The organism is Palleronia sp. THAF1, from assembly GCF_009363795.1.
Classification (GTDB): Bacteria; Pseudomonadota; Alphaproteobacteria; order Rhodobacterales; family Rhodobacteraceae; genus Palleronia.
Map to the genome: position 1 here is coordinate 1,039,187 of NZ_CP045420.1, position 21,852 is coordinate 1,061,038.

21 protein-coding genes are annotated in these 21,852 nt (G+C 63.2%); 15 read left to right on the plus strand and 6 right to left on the minus strand.

The window, feature by feature from the left end; translation table 11 throughout:
• The first annotated feature begins 84 nt into the window (after positions 1-84).
• The 8 genes from chvE (at position 85) to FIU81_RS05270 (ending at position 10,043) form a co-directional block, all read left to right on the plus strand.
• On the plus strand, positions 85-1,149 hold the full coding sequence (chvE, locus tag FIU81_RS05235) for a multiple monosaccharide ABC transporter substrate-binding protein (protein ID WP_124112437.1): 1,065 nt from the start codon (positions 85-87) through the stop codon (positions 1,147-1,149).
• Between the two features lie 84 nt (positions 1,150-1,233).
• The gene (mmsA, locus tag FIU81_RS05240) at positions 1,234-2,769 is read left to right on the plus strand and encodes a multiple monosaccharide ABC transporter ATP-binding protein (protein ID WP_124112438.1); all 1,536 of its coding nucleotides are present in this window, start codon (positions 1,234-1,236) and stop codon (positions 2,767-2,769) included.
• Positions 2,766-3,974 (plus strand): multiple monosaccharide ABC transporter permease, encoded by a 1,209-nt coding sequence (gene mmsB, locus FIU81_RS05245; protein WP_124112439.1) that lies wholly within the window; start codon positions 2,766-2,768, stop codon positions 3,972-3,974. Before mmsA ends, mmsB begins: the two co-directional genes overlap by 4 nt.
• Before the next feature lie 3 nt (positions 3,975-3,977).
• Entirely contained in the window at positions 3,978-4,967 is a 990-nt protein-coding gene (gene araD1, locus FIU81_RS05250; protein WP_124112440.1) for an AraD1 family protein, read from the plus strand.
• A complete protein-coding gene (gene araD / locus FIU81_RS05255) occupies positions 4,967-6,709 on the plus strand; it encodes an L-arabinonate dehydratase (protein WP_124112441.1) in 1,743 nt (580 codons plus the stop codon). Before araD1 ends, araD begins: the two co-directional genes overlap by 1 nt.
• Positions 6,709-7,641, plus strand: coding sequence for a Gfo/Idh/MocA family protein (locus tag FIU81_RS05260; RefSeq protein WP_124112442.1), 933 nt, complete (start codon positions 6,709-6,711; stop codon positions 7,639-7,641). Before araD ends, FIU81_RS05260 begins: the two co-directional genes overlap by 1 nt.
• Before the next feature lie 16 nt (positions 7,642-7,657).
• A complete protein-coding gene (locus tag FIU81_RS05265) occupies positions 7,658-9,175 on the plus strand; it encodes an aldehyde dehydrogenase (NADP(+)) (protein WP_124112443.1) in 1,518 nt (505 codons plus the stop codon).
• Positions 9,176-9,179: 4 nt separating this feature from the next.
• The gene (locus FIU81_RS05270) at positions 9,180-10,043 is read left to right on the plus strand and encodes an SMP-30/gluconolactonase/LRE family protein (RefSeq protein WP_254696008.1); all 864 of its coding nucleotides are present in this window, start codon (positions 9,180-9,182) and stop codon (positions 10,041-10,043) included.
• Positions 10,044-10,049: 6 nt separating this feature from the next.
• Here FIU81_RS05270 and metG read toward each other — a convergent pair whose 3' ends face one another.
• The gene (gene metG, locus FIU81_RS05275) at positions 10,050-11,774 is read right to left on the minus strand and encodes a methionine--tRNA ligase (RefSeq protein WP_124112444.1); all 1,725 of its coding nucleotides are present in this window, start codon (positions 11,772-11,774) and stop codon (positions 10,050-10,052) included.
• A gap of 135 nt (positions 11,775-11,909) precedes the next feature.
• On the minus strand, positions 11,910-12,506 hold the full coding sequence (locus FIU81_RS05280; protein WP_254696009.1) for an ImuA family protein: 597 nt from the start codon (positions 12,504-12,506) through the stop codon (positions 11,910-11,912).
• A 98-nt stretch (positions 12,507-12,604) separates the two neighbouring features.
• Between FIU81_RS05280 and FIU81_RS05285 the strand changes: the two genes are divergently transcribed.
• The 4 genes from FIU81_RS05285 to FIU81_RS05300 are packed head-to-tail and all read left to right on the plus strand — an operon-like array spanning position 12,605 to position 16,048.
• Positions 12,605-13,633, plus strand: coding sequence for an aldo/keto reductase (locus tag FIU81_RS05285; RefSeq protein ID WP_124112445.1), 1,029 nt, complete (start codon positions 12,605-12,607; stop codon positions 13,631-13,633).
• Positions 13,633-14,169, plus strand: a complete 537-nt coding sequence (locus FIU81_RS05290) for a lipocalin family protein (protein ID WP_124112446.1) — start codon at positions 13,633-13,635, stop codon at positions 14,167-14,169. The genes FIU81_RS05285 and FIU81_RS05290 overlap by 1 nt, the downstream gene beginning before the upstream one ends.
• Positions 14,166-15,170, plus strand: coding sequence for a thioesterase family protein (locus FIU81_RS05295; RefSeq protein ID WP_124112447.1), 1,005 nt, complete (start codon positions 14,166-14,168; stop codon positions 15,168-15,170). Before FIU81_RS05290 ends, FIU81_RS05295 begins: the two co-directional genes overlap by 4 nt.
• On the plus strand, positions 15,167-16,048 hold the full coding sequence (locus tag FIU81_RS05300) for a DMT family transporter (protein ID WP_124112448.1): 882 nt from the start codon (positions 15,167-15,169) through the stop codon (positions 16,046-16,048). The genes FIU81_RS05295 and FIU81_RS05300 overlap by 4 nt, the downstream gene beginning before the upstream one ends.
• Here the strand turns inward: FIU81_RS05300 and FIU81_RS05305 are convergent.
• From FIU81_RS05305 to FIU81_RS05315, 3 genes are all read right to left on the minus strand, one after another.
• Positions 16,032-16,730, minus strand: a complete 699-nt coding sequence (locus tag FIU81_RS05305) for an NUDIX hydrolase (protein WP_124112449.1) — start codon at positions 16,728-16,730, stop codon at positions 16,032-16,034. The two genes, FIU81_RS05300 and FIU81_RS05305, sit on opposite strands and share 17 nt — an antisense overlap.
• Positions 16,703-17,095 carry a DUF983 domain-containing protein gene (locus FIU81_RS05310; protein WP_124112450.1) on the minus strand — a complete coding sequence of 131 codons (393 nt, stop codon included), beginning with the start codon at positions 17,093-17,095 and terminating at the stop codon, positions 16,703-16,705. The genes FIU81_RS05305 and FIU81_RS05310 overlap by 28 nt, the downstream gene beginning before the upstream one ends.
• A 286-nt stretch (positions 17,096-17,381) precedes the next feature.
• Complete coding sequence (locus FIU81_RS05315; RefSeq protein WP_124112451.1) at positions 17,382-18,797, minus strand: diguanylate cyclase; 1,416 nt, start codon at positions 18,795-18,797, stop codon at positions 17,382-17,384.
• A 90-nt stretch (positions 18,798-18,887) separates the two neighbouring features.
• Between FIU81_RS05315 and FIU81_RS05320 the strand changes: the two genes are divergently transcribed.
• Genes FIU81_RS05320 through FIU81_RS05330 form a run of 3 tightly spaced genes read left to right on the plus strand, consistent with a single transcriptional unit; the run spans position 18,888 to position 20,788 of the window.
• Positions 18,888-19,166: a DUF3572 domain-containing protein gene (locus FIU81_RS05320; protein ID WP_124112452.1), complete on the plus strand. Its 279-nt coding sequence runs from the start codon at positions 18,888-18,890 to the stop codon at positions 19,164-19,166.
• A 57-nt stretch (positions 19,167-19,223) separates the two neighbouring features.
• Positions 19,224-19,817, plus strand: coding sequence for a heme NO-binding domain-containing protein (locus FIU81_RS05325; protein WP_124112453.1), 594 nt, complete (start codon positions 19,224-19,226; stop codon positions 19,815-19,817).
• Positions 19,817-20,788, plus strand: a complete 972-nt coding sequence (locus FIU81_RS05330) for a GGDEF domain-containing protein (RefSeq protein WP_124112454.1) — start codon at positions 19,817-19,819, stop codon at positions 20,786-20,788. Before FIU81_RS05325 ends, FIU81_RS05330 begins: the two co-directional genes overlap by 1 nt.
• Before the next feature lie 176 nt (positions 20,789-20,964).
• Here the strand turns inward: FIU81_RS05330 and FIU81_RS05335 are convergent, their stop codons facing one another.
• Positions 20,965-21,765: a lytic transglycosylase domain-containing protein gene (locus tag FIU81_RS05335; RefSeq protein ID WP_124112455.1), complete on the minus strand. Its 801-nt coding sequence runs from the start codon at positions 21,763-21,765 to the stop codon at positions 20,965-20,967.
• Positions 21,766-21,852: the final 87 nt, after the last annotated feature.

Here is a 21,852-nt window from a genome sequence, read left to right on the forward strand (position 1 = left end):
TAGTGTTGCCGGTCGAACCGGGAATCGCGGTTCGCCAAAATGTCTGACGGGGCGCCAACGCCTCGCACTGTCTGGGAGGACACCATGACACTGACCCGCCGCGCCCTTGGCGCCACCGCTCTTGCGACTCTGATCGCCTTCCCTGTCTACGCGCAGGAAAACGGCACGATCGGCATCGCGATGCCCACGAAATCCTCTGCCCGCTGGATCGCTGACGGCGACAACATGGTGAAGCAGTTCGAAGAGGCCGGATACGCAACCGATCTGCAATACGCCGAGGATGACATCCCGAACCAGTTGGCGCAGATCGAGAACATGATCACCAAGGGCGTCGACGCACTGGTGATCGCCGCCATCGACGGCACCACCCTGACCAATGCGTTGGCCAACGCCGCCGCGATGGACATTCCGGTCGTCGCATACGACCGCCTGATCCGCGGGTCCGGCGATGTGAGCTATTACGCCACCTTCGACAATTTCCAGGTGGGCGTGCAGCAGGCCGAAACGCTGGTGTCGGGTCTTGAAGAGCGATTCCCCGATGCGGAAACGTGGAACGTGGAACTGTTCGGCGGCTCGCCCGACGACAACAACGCCTACTTCTTCTACGATGGTGCGATGTCGGTTCTGCAACCGCTGATCGACGACGGTTCCGTCACCATCGTGTCCGGCCAGATGGGCATGGACACCGTGGGCACCCTGCGGTGGGATGGCTCCGTCGCGCAGGCACGCATGGATAACCTGCTGTCGGCCAATTACACGGACGAGCGCGTTCACGGCGTTCTGTCGCCCTACGACGGTTTGTCGATCGGTATTTTGTCGTCGCTGAAGGGCGTCGGCTATGGCTCTGGCGACATGGAAATGCCCATCGTCACCGGTCAGGACGCCGAAGTTCAGTCTGTGAAGTCGATCCGCAACGGCGAGCAGTATTCGACGATCTTCAAGGACACGCGCGAACTGGCCGGCGTCACAGTCGGCATGGTCGAAGCGCTGTTGCAGGGCGGTGAGCCTGAGATCAACGACACCGAGACCTACGACAACGGCGTGAAGGTCGTGCCGTCCTACCTGCTGGAGCCTGTGAAGGTGACGGAAGGCGATATCGAGTCGGTTCTGATCGAAAGCGGCTACTACGACGCTTCCGAACTGGAGTGATTCTCCCAGCGGGTTCGGCTTTGCACCGGACCCGACCTGCCCCCGACATGCCTGTCGGGGGCCTTTCCACACATGGAGGGGACGATGGCGACCATTCTGGAAATGCGCGGCATCACCAAGGAATTCCCCGGCGTGAAGGCGCTGGACGATGTGAATCTGGCCGTCGAAGAGGGCGAGATTCACGCGCTGGTGGGCGAGAACGGTGCGGGCAAGTCGACGCTGATGAAAGTGCTGTCGGGCGTGTATCCCCATGGCAGCTATACCGGCGACATCGTCTACGACGGCGACGTGCAGGCCTTTGGTTCAATCCGCGACAGCGAAAGCCGGGGCATAATCATCATTCACCAAGAACTCGCACTGATCCCGCTATTGTCGGTGGCAGAGAACATCTTTCTGGGCAACGAGCGCGCCAGGGGTGGCGTTATCGACTGGCGCGAGACGGAAACGCGCGCCGCCGATCTGCTGGCGCGCGTGGGCTTGCGCGAAAGCCCCAAGTCCATCGTGGCCGATCTGGGCATGGGCAAACAGCAGTTGATCGAAATTGCCAAGGCGCTGTCGAAGGACGTGCGCTTGTTGATCCTTGACGAGCCGACGTCATCGCTGAACGAACAGGACAGCGAGAAGCTGCTGGATCTGTTGGTAGAGTTCCGCAAGCAGGGCGTGACCTCGATCCTGATCAGCCACAAGCTGAACGAAATTTCCCGCGTGGCCGATACCATCACCGTGCTGCGCGACGGGTCTGCCGTGGCGCGTCTGGATTGCAAGGACGGCATCAGTGAAGACGATATCATCCGCGATATGGTGGGCCGGTCGCTGGATGATCGCTATCCGCCGCGCGATCCGAAGATTCAGGACGAAATCGCGATGGAAGTGTCGAACTGGACGGTTCACCATCCTATCGACTCGGATCGTGTCGTGGTGAAGGACGTGTCCTTCCATGTGAAGCGCGGCGAAGTCTTGGGCATCGCAGGTCTGATGGGGGCAGGGCGCACTGAACTGGCGATGAGCCTGTTCGGCCGCTCCTACGGGCGCGACATCACCGGCACCGCCAAGATCAACGGGCAGGTGGCTGACCTGTCGTCGGTGCGTTCGGCGATCAACGCGGGGCTGGCCTACGCGACCGAGGACCGGAAGACCTACGGTCTGGTGCTGGACGACACGATCCGGCGCAACGTGCCCTTGGCAAAGCTGGAATCCATCTCTGACGGCGCGGTCGTGAACGCTGGCCGCGAGGCCGAGGTGGCAGAGCGCTTCCGCAAGCGGCTGAACATCAAGTCGAGTTCTATCGAGCAGGAGACGGTGAACCTGTCTGGCGGCAACCAGCAGAAGGTCGTTCTGTCGAAATGGTTGTTCGCCGATCCCGATATCCTGATCCTGGACGAGCCGTGTCGCGGCATCGACGTGGGCGCGAAGTTCGAAATCTACACCGTCATTCGTGACCTCGCCGCCAGCGGCAAGGCCATCATCGTCATCTCGTCCGAGATGCCTGAACTCTTGGGCATTTCCGACCGCCTTTACGTCATGAACGAGGGCCGCTTCGTCGGTGAGATGCAGACCGCAGAGGCCAGTCAGGAAAAGATCATGGCCCGCATCATCAAGTCCGGGGAGGACGTGCTATGAGCGATATTCTCGACACAACAGCCAGCGAACCGGCAGGCGAACAGGCGCGCGCAAGCTGGCGGTTCCTGAAGACGCACCTGCGCGAATACGGCATCCTGTTCGCTCTGATCGCGATCATGGCGTTCTTCCAGATCGCCACCGGGGGCATTTTGCTGAAACCGGTGAACCTGACGAACCTTGTTCTGCAGAACAGCTACATCGTCATCATGGCCATCGGCATGCTGCTGGTCATCGTGGCGGGCCATATCGACCTGAGTGTCGGCTCGGTTCTTGGCTTCGTTGGCGCGCTTGCGGCTGTGATGATTGTCAACTGGGACATGCATTATCTGATCGCGGGTATTCTATGTCTGGGCGTCGGCGCTTTGATCGGCGCGGCGCAGGGCTTCTGGATCGCCTATTTCCGCATTCCGTCATTTATCGTGACGCTGGCAGGGATGCTGGTGTTCAAGGGCCTGACGCTGTGGCTGCTGGCGGGCCAGTCCGTCGGCCCGTTCCCGGCGCAGTTCCAGCTGATCTCCTCCGGCTTCCTGCCGGATCTGCTGAACATGGACGGCTTCAACCTGATGTCCTTCATCATCGGTCTGGCTGTTGCGACAGGCCTGACGCTGTTGGCGATCCGCAACCGCGCATCGCAAGCAAAGACGGGTGCACCGGCAGAGCCGTTCGCCTTCTTCGCCGCCAAGACTGCGATCATCTTCATCGGGATCACGTGGATGAGCTGGTTGATGGCCGATTTCCGGGGCCTGCCCAACGTCTTCATCGTCATGGCGCTGCTGATCGCGATCTACTCTTTCGTCACCAGCCGCATGACCGTGGGTCGCAGGCTTTACGCCATTGGCGGCAACGAGAAGGCGGCGACGCTGTCGGGCATCAACTCCAAGCGGTTGGTCTTTTTGACATTCGCGAACATGGGGATGCTCGCGGCCTTGGCTGGGCTGGTCTTCGCCGCGCGCCTGAACACCGCGACACCCAAGTCGGGTGCGGGGTTCGAGTTGGACGTGATCGCTGCCGTCTTCATCGGCGGAGCGTCCATGGCCGGTGGCGTGGGCACGGTGGTTGGGGCCGTGATCGGCGCCTTCATCATGGGTGTGATGAATAACGGCATGTCGATCCTGGGCATCGGGATCGACTACCAACAGGTCATCAAGGGGCTGGTCCTGCTTGCCGCTGTGATCTTCGACGTCATGAACAAGAAGAAGGGCTAACCCGTGCTGCTATCGCAATACCTGAACGACGCGGGCCGCCCGCAAGTTGCCGTGCGGGACGAAGGAGAGGCGCGTGCCGTCCAGTCCGAGGCCACGCTGTACCAGATCGCACTGGACGCCATCGCAGCGGGGGCTTCGCTGCGGGACCACGTCAATGCGCTTGGCACCGGCGACGTGGTCGACCTGGAGCAGATGGTGGCCGAAGGCCGGATGCTGCCACCGCTGACCCATGACGATCCGGCGCATTTGCATCTGACCGGAACGGGGCTGACGCACCTGGGATCGGCCTCTACCCGGTCTTCGATGCACGCCAAGGCGGCGCAGGACGAGACGGACTCGATGAAGATGTTCCGCATGGGCGTCGAAGGCGGCAAGCCGGATGGGAACACCGCTGGCGTCCAGCCAGAGTGGTTCTACAAGGGCACCGGCGCGGCACTGGTCGCCCCCGGCCAGCCCCTGCAAAGCCCGGCCTTCGCGCTGGATGGCGGCGAAGAGCCCGAGCTTGCGGGCCTTTACGTGATTGCACCCGACGGCACGCCCGTTCGGATCGGCTTCGCGCTGGCCAACGAATTTTCGGACCACGTGACCGAGCGGCAGAACTACCTGTTCCTCGCCCATTCCAAGCTGCGCCCCTGTTCCGTTGGGCCGGAGATGCTGGTCGGCGATCTGCCGGACAGCGTGGAAGGCATCAGCCGGATCATGCGCGGGGACAATGTGATTTTCGAAAAGCCTTTCCTTTCGGGAGAGGCGAACATGTCCCACACGATCCGCAATCTGGAACATCACCACTTCAAGTACGACCTGTTCCGGCAACCGGGTGACGTGCACGTCCATATGTTCGGCACGGCCACCCTGTCCTTCGCCGATGGTGTGAAGCCGCAAGATGGCGACGTGTTTGAGATCGAGGCACCTGCCTTCGGTCTGCCGCTGCGCAACGCGCTCTCCCAGGCAACTCAGGACGTTGAAACCCTGACAGATGTACGGGTGATCTGATGGCTTTCAAACCCACCGAATGGCCCCGCAAGCTGCGCTCGCAAGAGTGGTACGGCGGCACCAGCCGCGACAACATCTACCACCGGGGCTGGCTGAAGAACCAAGGCTATCCGCACGACCTGTTCGACGGGCGGCCGGTGATCGGCATCCTTAACACCTGGTCGGACCTGACCCCCTGCAACGGCCACCTGCGTGAGCTGGCCGAGAAGGTGAAGGCGGGCATCTGGGAGGCCGGGGGCTTCCCGCTGGAAGTGCCGGTGTTCAGCGCGTCAGAAAACACCTTCCGCCCCACGGCCATGATGTACCGCAACCTTGCGGCCATGGCGGTCGAGGAAACCATGCGTGCCCAGCCCATCGACGGCGCGGTGCTGCTGGTGGGGTGCGACAAGACCACGCCGTCACTGCTGATGGGGGCGGCATCCACGGATATCCCGTCCATCGTCGTCACCGGCGGGCCGATGCTGAACGGCTGGTTCCGGGGAGAGCGCGTCGGCTCCGGCACTGCGCTGTGGCAGATGTCCGAAGACATCAAGGCCGGGAAGATGACTCAAGACGAGTTCCTGGAGGCAGAGCAGGCGATGAGCCGCTCTTCCGGCACCTGCAACACGATGGGCACCGCCAGCACCATGGCATCGATGGCAGAGGCTTTGGGCATGGCCCTCTCCGGCAATGCCGCGATCCCGGCGGTGGATGCGCGACGGCGGGTGATGGCGCAGCTGTCGGGGCGGCGCATCGTGCAGATGGTCAAGGACGATTTGAAGCCGTCTGACGTGATGACCAAGGACGCCTTCGAAAATGCGATCCGCTGCAACGGCGCGATCGGCGGCTCGACCAACGCTGTCGTGCATCTTCTGGCGATGGCCGGGCGTTGTGGTGTCGACCTTGGGCTGGACGACTGGGACCGTCTGGGCCGCGACGTGCCGACGATCGTGAATCTCATGCCCTCGGGCAAGTATCTGATGGAAGAATTCTTCTATGCCGGGGGCTTGCCGGTCGTTCTTAAACGTCTGGGTGAAGCTGGCAAGCTGCACAAGGACGCGCTGACCGTGTCGGGCAGCGGCATATGGGACGAGGTGAAAGACGCCCGGAACTGGAACGAAGACGTGATCCTGCCGGTGGAAAAGGCGCTGACGGCCTCTGGCGGCATCGCCGTTCTACGCGGCAATCTCGCCCCGGACGGCGCCGTGCTGAAGCCGTCCGCGGCCAGCCCGCATCTGATGAAGCACAAGGGCCGCGCGGTCGTGTTTGAGGACATCGACGACTACAAGGCCAAGATCGCCGACGACGATCTGGATATCGACGAGACCTGCGTGATGGTCCTGAAGAACTGCGGCCCGAAGGGCTATCCCGGCATGTCAGAGGTCGGCAACATGGGCCTGCCACCAAAGGTGCTGAAGAAAGGCATCACGGATATGGTTCGCGTGTCGGATGCCCGCATGTCGGGCACCGCCTACGGCACGGTCGTGCTGCACACCGCGCCAGAGGCTGCCATGGGCGGACCGCTGGCGGTGGTCAGAAACGGCGACATGATCGAGCTGGATGTGGAGGCACGGCGCCTGCACCTCGACATCTCGGATGAGGAACTGGCACAGCGTCTGGCCGATTGGACCCCGCGCACCGACGGACCGGCCAGCGGCTATGAAAAGCTGTTTCACGACCACGTGCAGGGTGCGGATACGGGTGCAGACTTCGACTTCCTGAAGGGCTGCCGTGGCAATGCCGTGCCGAAGGACAGCCACTGATGACCGACACGAGCATCCCCATCGCCCTTGTCGGCATCGGTAAGATTGCGCGCGACCAGCATATCCCGGCGATCGCGGGCCACCCGCAATTCACCTTGGCGGCGACCGTTTCCAGCTCTGGTGGGGTCGATGGCGTCGAGAACCACGCGACGATCCACGACTTGCTGGCAGCGCGGCCCGACATCACCGTCGTGTCCCTGTGCATGCCACCCGTTCCGCGCTTTGCTGCGGCAAGTGCGGCCATCGCAGCGGGGCGGCACGTTATGCTGGAAAAGCCACCGGGGGCGTCGGTCGCCGAAGTCCTGACGCTGGAGAAGCTGGCGCGCGACGCCGGTGTGACCCTCTTCGCCACATGGCACTCGCGCCACGCGCTCGGGGCCGCGCCCGCGCGCGAGTGGCTGGCGGACAAGCACGTCACACGCATCCGCGTCGACTGGAAGGAAGACGTGCGCAAGTGGCATCCCGGGCAGGACTGGATCTGGGAGCCGGGCGGCATGGGCGTCTTCGATCCGGGCATCAATGCGCTGTCGCTGTTGACCGCCATCAGTCCGGTGCGCCTGCATCTGACCGAAGCGGAGTTGAGCTTTCCCGAAAACCGCGCGACCCCCATCGCCGCCGAGCTCTTGTTCAGCAATGGAACTGATTTGAACGCCACGGCTGGGTTCGATTGGCGGCAGCAGGGTGACGATATTTGGCAGATCGAGATTGACACAGATCAGGGCCAACTGCGCCTGACCGAAGGCGGAGCGCGGTTGTTCATTGATGATGTGGAACGCGAACTGGATGGGCTGGGCGAATACCCGGACATCTACCGCCACATGGGCGATTTGCTGCAAAACAATGCATCCGATGTGGACGTCACGCCGTTGGTCCACGTCTCTGACGCTTACATGCTGGGCCGTCACCTGACGGTCGAGCCCTTTCACGACTGACCTAGAAGGACATACCATGACCGATCTGACCGGACGCCACCTGATAAACGGAGCCTGGACAGAGGGCGGAAACACCTTCCAGTCCGACCCTGTTTCCGGTGACGCGATGACCGTCTGCAATGGCGGAAAGGCCGAAATCGACGCCGCGATGCAAGCCGCCGAAGAGGCATTTGCCGTCTATGGCTGGACCAGCCGCGAAGACCGCGCGCTGTTCCTTGAGGCCATCGCCGAGGAAATAGAGGCGCGTGTCGATGCCATCACCGAAGTGGGTATGGCCGAAACGGGCCTGCCCGAGCCGCGTCTGCGCAGCATCGAGCTGCCACGCACCGCGAACCAGATCCGCCTGTTCGCCAAGCACATCCGCGCGGGCAACTACCTTGACCGCCGACACGATGAGGCTCTGCCGGATCGCGCACCGATGCCACGCCCTGATCTGCGCATGATGCAGCGCCCGCTGGGACCTGTGGGTATCTTCGGCGCGTCGAACTTCCCGCTGGCGTTCTCGACCGCCGGGGGCGACACCGCCGCCGCGTTGGCGGCTGGTTGCCCGGTCGTTTACAAGGGCCACCCCGGCCACCCCGGTTGTGGGGAACTGGTCGCCCAAGCGATCCACGCCGCCGTCGAAAAAACCGGCATGCCCAAGGGTGTGTTCGGCTTCGTACAGTCGAACTCGACCGATGCGGGCGAAGCTCTGGTAACGCATCCGCTGACCCGCGCCGTGGGCTTCACAGGCTCTTTCCGGGGCGGCAAGGCCCTATTCGATCGGGCGATGGGCCGGGATGAGCCGATCCCCTTCTTCGGAGAGTTGGGTGCGATCAACCCGGTTTTCGTCCTGCCCGCAGCTCAATCCGCGCGCGGCGGCGATCTGGGCACCGCTTGGGCCGGCTCGCTGACCATGGGCGTCGGCCAATTCTGCACCAATCCCGGCGTCGTGGTTCTGCAAGACGGCGAGGGGGCGGACGCTTTCGTGGATGCAGCCAAGGCTGGGCTGGAGGGCGTCGGTGCACAGCCGATGCTGACGGGCGGCACCGCAGAAGGCTATCGTAAGGGCGTGTCTGCCGTTGGTGGGATAGACGCTGTGAAAGAGCATCTGCGCAAAGAGTGCGATGGACGCCAAGGCGCGCCCGCGTTCTTCGAGGTGTCCGGCAAGGACTGGCTGGACAACCCCGATCTGGCGCAAGAGGTCTTCGGCCCCGCGGGTATCGTGGTCCGAGCCTCCGACGCCGATGAAGTCCACGCCATCGCGAAAGGTCTGCACGGCCAGCTGACGGCGACGCTACAGATGGACGATGGCGATACCGAAGCTGCGAAACCGCTGGTTCCGGTGCTGGAACGCAAGGCGGGCCGCGTACTGGTCAACGGCTTCCCCACTGGGGTCGAGGTGGCAGACGCGATGGTTCACGGCGGCCCGTTCCCGGCATCGACCAACTTCGGTGCGACCAGCGTGGGCACCCTGGCGATCCGCCGCTTCCTGCGTCCGGTGTGCTACCAGAACATGCCCGAAGCGCTGCTGCCCGCCGACCTGCGTAGCTAAAGCAGTGGCCATCGAAACCCATGACACGACGCGCTGCCTTCTGGGCGAAGGCGCGTTGTGGCACCCGGAACGCGAACAGTTCCTGTGGTGCGATATCCTCTCGCGGCGCGTTCTATGCCGCGAGGGGGACGTGTTGAGGGACTGGAGCTTTGACCGCTTCGTGTCCTGCATCGCGTGGGTAGACAGGTCGCGGGTGGTGGTGGCGACGCAATCCGATCTGACACTGCTCGATCTGGACGCGAATACCCGCGAGACCTTGATCCCGCTAGAGGCCGATGACCCGACAACTCGTTCCAACGATGGGCGCGCCGATCCCTACGGCGGGTTCTGGATCGGCACCATGGGGATCGACAAGGCACAGGGGGCGGGGGCGATCTATCGCTATGTCGATGGCGAACTGACTTGCCTGCGCCCCAACATCACGATCCCAAACGCCATATGCTTCGCGCCCGGTGGCGATCTGGCCTACTTCGCCGATACGGTGGAAGGCCGCATCTATCGATGGCCGCTGGACGGATCGGGCTGGCCGGTGGGCGAGCCGGAGGTGTTCGTCGATGTAAGCGCCATGGGCCTCGCGCCCGACGGAGCGGTCTGCGACTCCGAAGGACGCGTGTGGGTGGCCAAATGGGGCTCTTCACGAGTGTCGGTCTACAGCGCCGATGGCGCGTTGGATAAAGAAGTCGCATTCCCGGCGACGCAACTGACCTGCCCGGCCTTCGGCGGCTCGGATCTGACGACGTTGTTCTGCACGTCCGCTACGGTTCACCTGCCCGAAGCAGAGGTCACGGCGAACACGTCGCACGGTCTGACGTTCCGGCTTGATGACGCGGGCAAGGGCTTGGCCGAGCATCGCGTGCGGATTGGGTAAGGCGGCCTAGTCCCGCACACCCGAAAACTTTGCCGCCCATTCGTCGCGTTGATCGTCGGTGATCTTGGCAAACAGGTTGTCCGGCACGTCGAATTCGTGTCCGGCAGGCAGGGCGGCGGACACATCCGTCGCCGACTTGGGCCATGCGGCATCGGTTCGCATCGCTTTCAAGATCGCGTCCGCTGCATCGGGAATGAAGGGGGCGGACAGGATGCCGTAAAGGCGGACCAGGTTCAGCGAAAAGCGGATGATCGCGGCGGCGCGCGCCTCGTCTTCCTTGATGACGGACCACGGCGCGGCGGCCTGCAGGTATTCGTTGCCCACGACCCAGATTGCGCGCAATTCTGCGGCGGCCTTGCGGATCTCGATCGCGTCCATATGCGCGGCGTAGGCTTCGATCCGGGCATCCAGATCGGCCAAAGCGGCGGCTTCGGCCTCACCATACGCGCCGCCCTCCGGCACCGCCTCGCCGAACTTCGAGCGGCAAAACTTGGTGACGCGGGATACGAAGTTGCCCAGCACATCCGCCAGATCGCGGTTCGATGCGGCCTGGAACGTTTCCCACGTGAACTCGGAGTCGCCATTCTCGGGGGCGTTGCGCAGCAAATACCAGCGCCAATAGTCGGCGGGCAGCAGCGACAGAGCCTGATCCATGAAGACGCCGCGGCCCTGAGAGGTAGAGAACTGGCCGCCATCGTAGTTCAGGTAGTTGAACGACTTGATATAATCGACAAGCTTCCAATCCTCGCCCGTCGCATTTGCGCCCATGATCGTGACGGGGAACGACAGGGTGTGGAAGGGCACGTTGTCCTTGCCCATGAACTGCACGTAACGCACATCGTCAGCGCCATGCTCGGTGCGCCACCAGCGCTGCCAGTCCGCATCGGGGCGGCCTTGCGCGTCGGTCCATTCCTTGGCCGAGGCGATGTATTCGATGGGCGCGTCGAACCAGACGTAGAAGACCTTGCCCTCCATGCCCGGCCAATCCGCGTCGCCCTTCTTGACCGGCACGCCCCAGTTCAAATCGCGGGTGATGCCTCGATCCTGCAGGCCGTCGCCGTCGTCCAGCCACTTCTTCGCGATGGAGGTCGTGAGGATCGGCCAGTCGGTCTTGGCGTCGATCCAGTCGCGCAGGGCGTCGCGCATCTTGGATTGCGTGAGATACAGGTGCTTGGTTTCGCGCTCTTGCAGGTCGGTCGCGCCCGAAACGGCAGAGCGCGGGTCGATCAGGTCGGTCGGGTCCAGCTGCTTGGTGCAGTTTTCGCATTGATCGCCGCGCGCGCGGTCGTAGCCGCAGTTGGGGCAGGTGCCCTCGATATATCGGTCGGGCAGGAAGCGGCCGTCGGCTGGCGAATAGACTTGGGTTTCAGAGCGTTCCTCGATCAGGCCAGCCTCGGCCAGACGGCCCGCGAAATGCTGTGTCAGGGCGTGGTTCTGGGGGGACGACGATCGGCCGAACTGGTCGAATGACAAGCGGAAGCCGTCGGAGAGGTCTTTCTGCACTTGCCACATCTCCGCGCAGTAATCAGCCACGGGCTTGCCAGCCTTGGCCGCGGCCAGCTCGGCAGGCGTTCCGTGCTCGTCGGTGGCGCAAAGGAACAGAACTTCGGACCCGCGCGCGCGTTGGTAGCGGGCGTAAAGATCGGCGGGCAATTGAGAGCCGATAAGGTTGCCCAGATGCTTGATGCCGTTGATGTAGGGGATAGCAGAGGTGATGAGAACGCGGGACATGGGGGCAGCCTTCGATGCGAGTTGTCGCGTCCTTATCGCGCGGGCTGCGCGATTTCCAGCGCGAGTCCGCGCTCTTCATCGTTCTGAAAATACCGCGGGGGAGCCGCGCAGCGGCGGGGGCAGAGCCCCCATGCTTTACGCTGCGACTACCGCGCGCCCCGTCGCGTCGATGTCCCACGCCTTCTGCGGCAGGGTGCGGGCGCGCAAACGCTCTACCCGCCAGGCCATGCGCCCGGCGGTGCAGGCGGGCGACAGCGACCAGCGGCTCTCGATCCCCGGTGCCGCACCCTCTGGCGTCATCAGCAGGGCCACGGGCGGGGTTCCGTTGGCCGCCCCTGCCTCTGCCGTCAGATGCAGGCGGCGGACAGAGACCATGCCGGGCGGGCCGGGCAGATCGGCCACCACCAGCGGCACGATGCCGGTGCGCAGCGTTTCCTCCAGCGACCACAGCACGTCATCCGCCCGGTCCGGCGTGACATACGTGATCCGCGCGGGGTCCAGCCAGCGCGACAGGCCCGGCGGGTTGGGGCGCACGCGGCACCACGCGGGCGCGACCCAGAACACCGGCCCGGTGCAGGCTGCGGCGGCCAGAAGAGCGAAGTAGCGGCGCGACGGTCCCGTCACCTCATGCGCGCGGGCGACGGCCAGATCGACGCCTTCCGCCGGGGTCAGCGGCGGCTGGCCTGCACGCGGTGCGCTGTTGGCGATGATATGCGGGGCAGTGGCGACCATGCCCCGAAACTAGCGTGTTCACTTTATGTTCTCAAGTCCGGTCTTCCCGTTCTACACGCATCCCCTTAACCAGATACTAACGGATAAGGAGTATCGTGATGAAGCGGACCGAATTGGGGCGCAGCGGGATAGAGGTATCGGCGTGGTGCCTGGGCACGATGACATGGGGGCGGCAGACGGACGCGGCGGCTGCGCATACCCAGATCGACACCGCGCTGGACCATGGAATCGACTTCATGGATGCGGCAGAAATGTATCCGGTGAACCCGGTAATGGCCGAAACGGTGGGCGATACCGAAGCGATCATCGGCGACTGGATCGAACGCACGGGGCGGCGGGGCGATATCGTGCTGGCCACGAAGTGCACCGGCCCGTCCGAACTGGTCCGCGATGGCGCGCCGATCACGCCGAAGACGCTGCGCGCCGCGCTCGATGGCTCTCTACAACGGCTGAAGACCGATCACGTAGACCTGTATCAATTGCATTGGCCCAATCGCGGCTCTTACCATTTCCGCAAGATCTGGGGATACGATCCGACCGCGCAGGACACCTCAGAAGTAAAAGACAACATCGCCGCCGTGTCCGAGACGCTGGGCGAGCTGGTGTCCGAAGGCAAGATCCGCGCGTTCGGCCTGTCGAACGACACCGCATGGGGCGTCTCCCAATGGCAGGCGGCGCGTGGGCCGCGCGTCGACGCGATCCAGAACGAATACTCGCTACTGTGCCGCTATTTCGACGCCGACCTTGCCGAGACGTGCCACCACGAGGGGGTCACGCTGTTGGCCTATTCGCCGCTGGCCTGCGGCTTGCTGACGGGTAAATACGCGGATGGGCGTGTGCCCGAAGGCTCTCGACGTTCGATCAACGATAATCTGAACGGGCGGATGTCGGCTGGGACTGAGGCGGCGACGCAGGCCTACCTGGACATCGCCGCGCGCCACGGGATCGACCCGGTGCACATGGCGATCGCATGGACGGCGCAGCGGCCCGTCCGCACGATCCCGATTTTCGGGGCAACGACGCAAGGCCAATTGGCGCAAATTCTTGGAGGCGTGGACGTGTCGCTCAGCCAAGCGGTGCTCGACGAAATCGAAGCCGCGCACCGCACCCATTCGATGCCGTTCTGATGCGCCTGCGCCTCCTTGTCGCCGCCTTGACCCTTACCGCATGTTCGACAGAGTCGCCGCTGATCCCTGCGCCGAGCTTTCGCGACACTGACGTGCCCATTGCCTCGAAAGCGGTCTTCGATCCGGCGCGCTTCGCGGGGCGCTGGTATGAGATCGCCTCCTATCCGACCCCGTTTCAATCGGGCTGCACCGATACGCAGGCGGTCTATACGCCCACAGGTGACGCGCTGGCCGTCCGCAACACCTGCATCCGGGACGGCAAGCTGTCGGCCATCGAAGGCAGCGCTCAGGTGACGGGTCCGGGGCGGCTGACCGTGCGACTGAATGGCGTTCCGCTGGCCGCGCCATACTGGGTCCTGTGGGTGGATGAGGGGTATCGAACGGCTGTCGTGGGCGTGCCGTCGGGCCGCGCGGGGTGGATCCTGAACCGCGACCCCTCTATCTTGGCGGACCGGTTGGCCGCCGCGCGCGAGGTGCTGGCGTTCAACGGCTACGACCTGTCGCGCCTGCAGGCGACACCGCAATCAAACCGATGAGACTGGCGGTTCTGGGCTTGCCCGATTGGGCCGCGCGGGCTGCCGTGATGGGCGCGGATGTGCGCTATTGCGGGCCTGATCCCAAGCCGATGTTACGCCGGGCGGCCAAGGTCCTGCCGGGGCTATATGACCGCACGCCGCCCGCGGGTGACCTGACGATGTGCGGCACGCCCGATCTTGCGGTCGACGGCGCCGACCTGATCCTGACGGCTCCGACGAGCGGGATATCTGCCACAGTGCCTGTGGTGCATATCGGCGGTGGCCCTGAGGGTGCGACAGTCGCACATTCCGGAACGCCTGCATGGCTGGTGCCGGAGGTGGTCCTGACGGGACCGGGCGCCGCACGTATCGCGCCGTTGCTGGTGGGGATCGGGGTCGCCGCCGTCGACGCGCTGACCCCGCTGCCGACCGACACGATGCTCGACGGACCCGAACGGGAAGCTGCCATCGTCGGCAGCCTGCGCGCCCTGCGCGAGGCGAACGTCGGGCCAGGGCGCAATCTTGCGCAGACCGAGGCACTGTGGCCCTGGCCCGATCCCGACTGGTCGCAGCCCGTCGAGACCGCCGACCGCGTGGTTCCGCTCGATTGGCTGGACTACAACGGCCACATGACCGAGGCGCGCTATTTGCACGCCTTCGGCAACGCGACGGACCGGCTTATGCACATGCTGGGATGTACACCGGATTACATCGCCGCCGGGCACTCGTTCTTCACGGCCGAGACGCACATCCGCCATATCGGAGAGGCCAACGCAGGCGACAGGATCCGCATTCACAGCCAAGCCCTGATGGTTGATGGGGCGAAGATGCGGTTCTTCCACATGATGCGGGTCGCAGATCGGATCGTGGCCACGTCCGAGCATTTCATGCTGCATGTCTCATTGAAGACGCGCCGTTCGGTGCCGCCGCTTCCGCCGCTGGATGGCGGAATGGCGCGGTTCGGGGCTGCAGAGTTGACTTGGCCGGACGGTGCGGGTCGCGCGGTCGGACAGCCGAGGTGATCGGTTGGGTTGGGGCCACACTGGTCGCCTCGGTCGCGCAGACATTCCGGTTCCTTGTGCAACGCCACTTGAAGCGCACCAGCCTGTCGACGGCGGGAGCGACGTTCTCGCGGTTCTTGTTCTCTGCGCCGTTGGTCGCGGCTCTTCTGGCGGCATACCTCTGGGCGGGTGGGCTATCGTTGCCGACACCGAACGGCGCGTTCTGGCGCTTCGTGTTGCCCGGCGGGCTTAGCCAGATACTGGCTACAGCCTGCGTTATCACCCTGTTCGGATTGCGGAATTTCGCGGTCGGTATCACGCTTATGAAGACCGAGGTGATCCTGACCGGCGCGGTCGGATTTGTGTTGCTGGGTGAAGCCGTAACACTGAGCGCGGCGCTTGCTATCGCGGTTGGGGTCATTGCGGTGATTGTCCTGTCAGGCGGCGCGGGGGCTTGGGACGGCCGCGCTGTCGCCTTGGGACTGGGCTCCGGCGCGCTCTTCGCGGTGTCGGCGGTTTGCTACCGCGGGGCCGCCTTGTCGCTTGGCGATGCGCCGGTGTTGGCGCGGTCTATGGCGACACTGGCCGTGGCGACGACATGGCAGTCATTGATATTGGGCGCTTGGATCGCCTGGGCGGAGCCCGGCCAGTTGCGCGCGGTCGTGCAGGCTTGGCGGATCGCGGTATTGGCGGGCGTGTTTTCGATGATCGGAAGCTTGGGCTGGTTCACGGCCTTCGCTTTGCAGAACGCGGCCTACGTCAAGGCTTTGGGGCAGGTCGAGGTCGTCTTTTCGATTCTTGCGAGCACGTTGTTTCTAGGAGAGCGCATCAGTCGACGCGAGGGTGTCGGCATCGCGTTGCTAGGTGTCTCGATCGCTGCTCTTATCCTGTCGGTATAGCGTCGTCGATCACGCGCCACGCCTGATCGTTGCGGAAGAATGGCACGCGGTCGGGTGCGTCTGTGCGCGGCAGATGCGCCTCTACTTCTCCCAAAACGACGGAGGTGATGAAGGGGAGGTCCAGCGCGCGCGCTTGTGTAAGCGTGACCCATTGCAGATGGCTCAGTTCGTCACAGGCGTTGGTGAAGTCGTCGGGGTCCGTGACCAGCCGCGCTGCGTCCATGATGAAGAAGCGCGCGTCGAACCGGCGCGGGCGGCCCGGCGGCGTAACGGCACGAAACACGTAGGACAGGACGCTTGCATCGGGACGGTGGCCGGTGGCGGCAAAGCCCTTCCAGTCAGGAGGTGCGTCGGCCCAGTCGCCGGGCGTGCCCGCGATCTGGCCGGTTTCCTCCCACAACTCACGAATGGCGGCGGCGGCGAGTGCTTCGGGAGAGGCCTCCAGCGCGCGGTCCAGTCGCGTGCGGCATGGCTGGGGCAAGGGGCGGCCGAGCGGTATGTCGGCGTCCGCAATGTCCACGGCACCGCCGGGAAACACGAACTTGGATGGCATGAAGGCGGCTGTCTTGCCACGTTGGCCCATCAGCAACCGAGGGGCCGTGTCCGGGTCGCGGACCACGATGATGGTAGCGGCATCCCGAATCGGCGGGTCGTCTAGAACCCGTGCATGCGTTTCGCCCATTGGAACCCTACGATCATGCCCTTGATGCGGGGCAACAGATAAAGCGACAGGCCCACACAGGCCGTACAGAAAACCGTGGCCAACACCATTGGGTCGGGTCGGAAGGTGGTGAAGAACACGTGCATGAACGGCGCCATAAGATGACCCACGATCAGGATCGTCAGATACGCGGGACCATCATCGGCGCGCGCGGGCGACAGATCGGTGCCGCAGACGGCGCATTGCTGGCGCAGCTTGAGATATCCGCGCAGCAGCGGACCAGACCCGCAATGCGGACACTTGCGCCGGTACCCGCGCATGAGGGACTGGCCCACCGCACGATCGGAGGTCTCAATATCGTTGGTGTTGGGGCGATCGTCGAACATGCGGGGGATCCGAACAGTGATCGCCGACAGGTAGCGCGCTCCGGGACCTGTCCGCAAGGTTGCGCCTGACAGGCGCGCGGCATTGTCGCAAGAGATACACAAATCCAATGGGGGATTTGGGCGTCGCTGAATTCGAGATAGGGCATAAGTCCGACCGGGGTCGGGCCCATTTCGAGAAAATACAGTTCAGTGTGAATCTGAAAATTGCCAGATATAGAGGGCTAAACGGCCTGCACAAATATTCAATGAGCCGTTGGAAATTCCGGGTTTTGCGATTTGACCCTGTCTACCCTGCAACGCGTGCCGAAGGTCGCAGCGGGCCGGCGGCCCGCGGCGCCGGGCTTGTGGGCAGAGTGAGCGCGTCCCCTTGTGAGGCCAGTCTAGACAGGTTTCGGCCATCTCGCTTGGCGCGGTAGAGCGCGGCATCAGCCAGCGCTATGGTCGCTTTTATATCCAGTGTGTCGCCGCTGGCAACGCCGATGCTCACGGTCACGTGCTGGACCGTATCGCGAAGTTCATCCACCGCTTCACGCAGTCGTTCTGCGGCCAAAAGCGCCTCCCCCGGGGCCGCATTGGATAGGATGACAAGGAATTCCTCGCCGCCGAACCGGGCGACCAGATCGTGCTCGCGCAGATTTTCCTTCAATCGAGTGGCGACGCCTTTCAAAACCGTGTCTCCGGTGGCGTGGCCCAACCGGTCGTTGACCGATTTGAAGTGATCGACATCCACGAGAAGTACACCGTAGCTGCGATCGGCGTCGACTGCGCGCCGCGCTGTGTCCGCGAGGTATTGCAGGGCGTAACGTCGATTGAACAAACCGGTCAGATCGTCACGCGCTGCCAGACGCAGGCTTTGGTCCAACTGATGCCGAAGCGAGTCTGATTGCCGCTTTGCCATCAATTCACGGATGATCAGGGCCGCGCGTTCGCGCAGTCCCGCGTCGGTGCGCAGCAATGCGTTCGCTCCAAGATCGAGGGCAAGGGCGCCGCGCTGCAGGTCTTGACCATCGCATTCGACAATGACCGACGCGCGCCGTGTGGCAGGATGCGCCCGGAGTTCGGAAAGCAACTCAAGTGTATCCTCAAGATCACCCTCGGTCAGCAGGATAAGGTCAAATGCTGAGCCAGAAGCAGCTTCGGCAAGGATCTCGCCGGGCGTATTGGCCGTCACCGGATAGCCGATCTGGGCGGGGAGACCGCGGATCAGCCGACCGGAAGCGGCCCGATCATGTCCGACGACGACAACGCGCGGTGCAACCGCGAACTGCGTCGTATCTTCGGCAAAGCCCAGCCGCCGCGCTGTCGACACCTGGCGCGCGAGCTCTGTGCGGGTTTCGTGCCGTCTCAGGATTCCGCGCAGACTGGTCAAGAGCCAGGACCGATCGACAGGGCGCGCCATGACAGCGGTGGCCCCTGCTTCGATCCAGGCCGCCCGCGTCTCGGTTTTTTCTTCGGATGTCATAACGATGCAGGGAGGGACCGATGGATCGTCTGACTGCAATTGGCTTAGAACACCGGATGACGAAAGGTCCGGTAGCGCTGCGTCGATCAGAAGAAGGTCTGCACCATGCTCTTCCAGAGAGATCACGGCTTCCTTCGCACTGGCGACCGAAGTCACGTCGTAGCGCGCTGCCGATAAGGCCGCTTTGAACGCGATTCGGTTGTTGACCGTGTCGTCAGCGATCAGAATGCGTCGTGCCATGGGCGTGCCCGTCTGTCTTGCTAGCTTGGTTGACCTCAAGCTGACCCTAAATCATTAAGAAAAGCTTTCCAATTTCCTGAAAGGACCGGGATGAAGCAAGAAACGGCCGAAGGGGTCGCGCAGGAGGTGCTGATCTGGCTTGCGCAGGATGAGGACCTTCTTCCAGTTTTCCTTGGCGCGACAGGTGCCGATGCCTCTGATCTGAGGAACGCGGCTCAAGACTCTGTTTTTCTTGGGTCTGTTCTCGACTTTCTTCTCATGGACGATGCTTGGATCACCCGGTTTTGCACGACCTCGAACTACGCGTACGACATCCCGCAACGCGCAAGGCAGGCGCTGCCTGGTGGGGAAGAGGTGCATTGGACGTAATTCGGCACACGAAACCTTAACGTTTTGCGCCTAGGACGGTCCGCAAGGAGGCCGCCCATGACCGGAGCACTTGCGCCAGCGCTACAGACATTCGTTACCGACAGCTATGGACCTGATGTCTGGAACTCCATCCTGCACGACTCCCATGCGTCGGTCGACACTTTCGAAGTGATGCTAAGCTACGATGGGTCGGTCGCGTCCAGCGTTCTCACTGCGACCGCGAAAAAGCTGAAGCGCGCGCCGTCCGAGATTTTGGAAGACCTTGGCATCTATCTGGTCGCGCACGACAATACCAAACCCATCCGCCGACTGCTGCGCTTCGGTGGCGTGGACTTCGAAGGCTTCCTCGAGACGCTTGGCGACCTTCCGGATCGAGCGAGACTGGCATTGCCACACGTCGTTCTGCCTGCGCTTACCGTAGAGGAGGTCGCGACGGGAGAATGGATCGTTTGGTGTGACCGCAAACCAGATGGATTGGTCCACCTCATGCTGGGAGCGATCCGGGCAATGGCCGACGAATATGGCGCTTTGGTGCTGGCCAATCTGGTGGATGATCCGAGCCAAACCCGATGCCGGATCGACGTTCTTATCTCTGCGCACAGTCATTCTGAAGGACGCGCTTTCGAAATTGGACAGGGTAAGGCGGTCTGATGGACGCAATTCTGACCCGCCGTACGCTCGATGCCTTGATGCCGATGCACCTGCTGCTGAATTCGGAAGGGCGCATCGAAGGGGTTGGCCGCGCACTTCAGCGCCTTGCGCCGGATCGGAAACTGATTGGGTCGAATCTGCGCGATGTTGCCGTTCTCGACCGCCCGGCTGGCATGGCCAGCATCGCTGATCTGAACGGGCGAAGGGTTGCTTTGCATTTGCGTAATCAGGGAAAAACGTATCTGCGTGGCCATGGCGTCGCCATCGACGGCGGCCGATTGCTTCTGAACTTGGCGCTGGCCCTGGGAGAACTGCAGAAAGTCGGTGACTCGGGCCTGACGGCGATGGATTTTGCGCCGACCGACCCGACCCTGGACATGCTGTATCTGATAGAGGCCAATCACCTTGCAACCACTCAGACGCATCGGCTGATCGGCAGGCTGCAGTCGGCGAAAACGACGGCAGAAACGCAGGCGACAACCGATCCGTTGACGGGACTGGTCAACCGGCGCGGGTTCGACAGCGTCCTTACCCGTGCGATCGCAGACAAAAAGCCTTTCGCGCTTGCGCATGTGGATCTTGACCACTTCAAAGCGGTCAATGATCGCTTGGGACATCCTGCAGGTGACGCGGTTCTGGTGGCCGTCGCGCGGCGGCTGCGCGATATCGTTCGTACCTCTGACACTGTTGCGCGTGTCGGGGGGGACGAATTCACCATCATCCTGCATCGCCTGACCGACCGCGACACGCTCTCGGATATTGCCCGCCGCATCGTTGCCGAGTTGGAACAGCCAGTTGAGTTCGAAGGGAACACATGCCGCGTGTCGGCCAGCATCGGTATCGCGATTTCTCGCGGCGGCGATGTAAAGGACCCTGATACCTTGATTGCCGATGCGGACACTGCGCTTTACGCCTCGAAGGCGGGGGGGCGGGCGCGGCATACGTTCACCGCGCCACGATCAATTAGCTAGGTGACGGGTGTTTCGTGCGTCGTAATCGGGCTGAATGTCACCGGACTGGACGCATTATGGGGCGCTCCAAGGAACAGACGCGAGGCTGCGTGTTTCGGCTGCGCGCCCGTACCGATGCAGACCGGGTTGCATCAAGCGAAAGGGCCACCCGATGGAAAGGGCAGCCCCAACTATCTTCAACCGTCGATCTGCGACGCCATCAGAGCGATGGCCTGCTGGTAGACCGTGGCCGCGTTCCATTCTTGAATGACGCGGAAATTCGGCTGTCCCTGCTGATAGCCTGCTCCCGGACGCCAGCCTTTTTGACGCAGGAAGTTCGCGGTGGAGGCCATGGCATCGGTCTGGTTTGTCAGGTCAAGCCGCCCATTGCCGTCACCATCCACGCCGTAGCGCAGAACGTTGCCGGGCAGGAACTGGGTGTGGCCCCATTCGCCATGTTTGGCCCCCGTTGAATTTTCGCTCAGAATCCCGCGGTCCACCAGTTGCAGGGCAGCGATGGCGTGCGGTGTAAAGAAGGCAGAGCGTCGACAATCATACGCCAGCGTCAGGATCGACGAGACCACCCGGCTGTTGCCCATGAAACCGCCGAAGCCGGTTTCCATTCCATGGATCGCGATCAGAACGCCGGCGGGAACGCCGTAGCGGCTTTCCAAGGATTGATAAAAGCCTGCGTTGCGCGCCTTTCGGTTGCGGCCCTGGCTGACGATAGTTGGGGCTCCGCGGACCTGCAGGAAGCGGTCCAGCGAATAGCGAAAGCTCTTCTGGTTTCGGTCGGCCGCGATGGTCGAGTTCGAATAGCTGGAGTTCATCAACGCCTGAATGCCGCGCTGGCCGACGCCCGCGCGCTGCGCCTCTGCGGCGAAGGCGGGTTTCCATTGTTCATACTGCCCGCCGGAGTTCGAGCAGGGGGCGGCAAGCGCGACGGAAGCGACACTGGCGAAGCCGAGTGCAAGGGCGAGGGTAGCGAAACGGGACATAACAGACTCCTGAAAGAACGATTTCTTCGACGGTAGTGCAGTGGTGACGCTGCGCCAAGCGCTTGGATCACCTGCGTGAAGGTTATA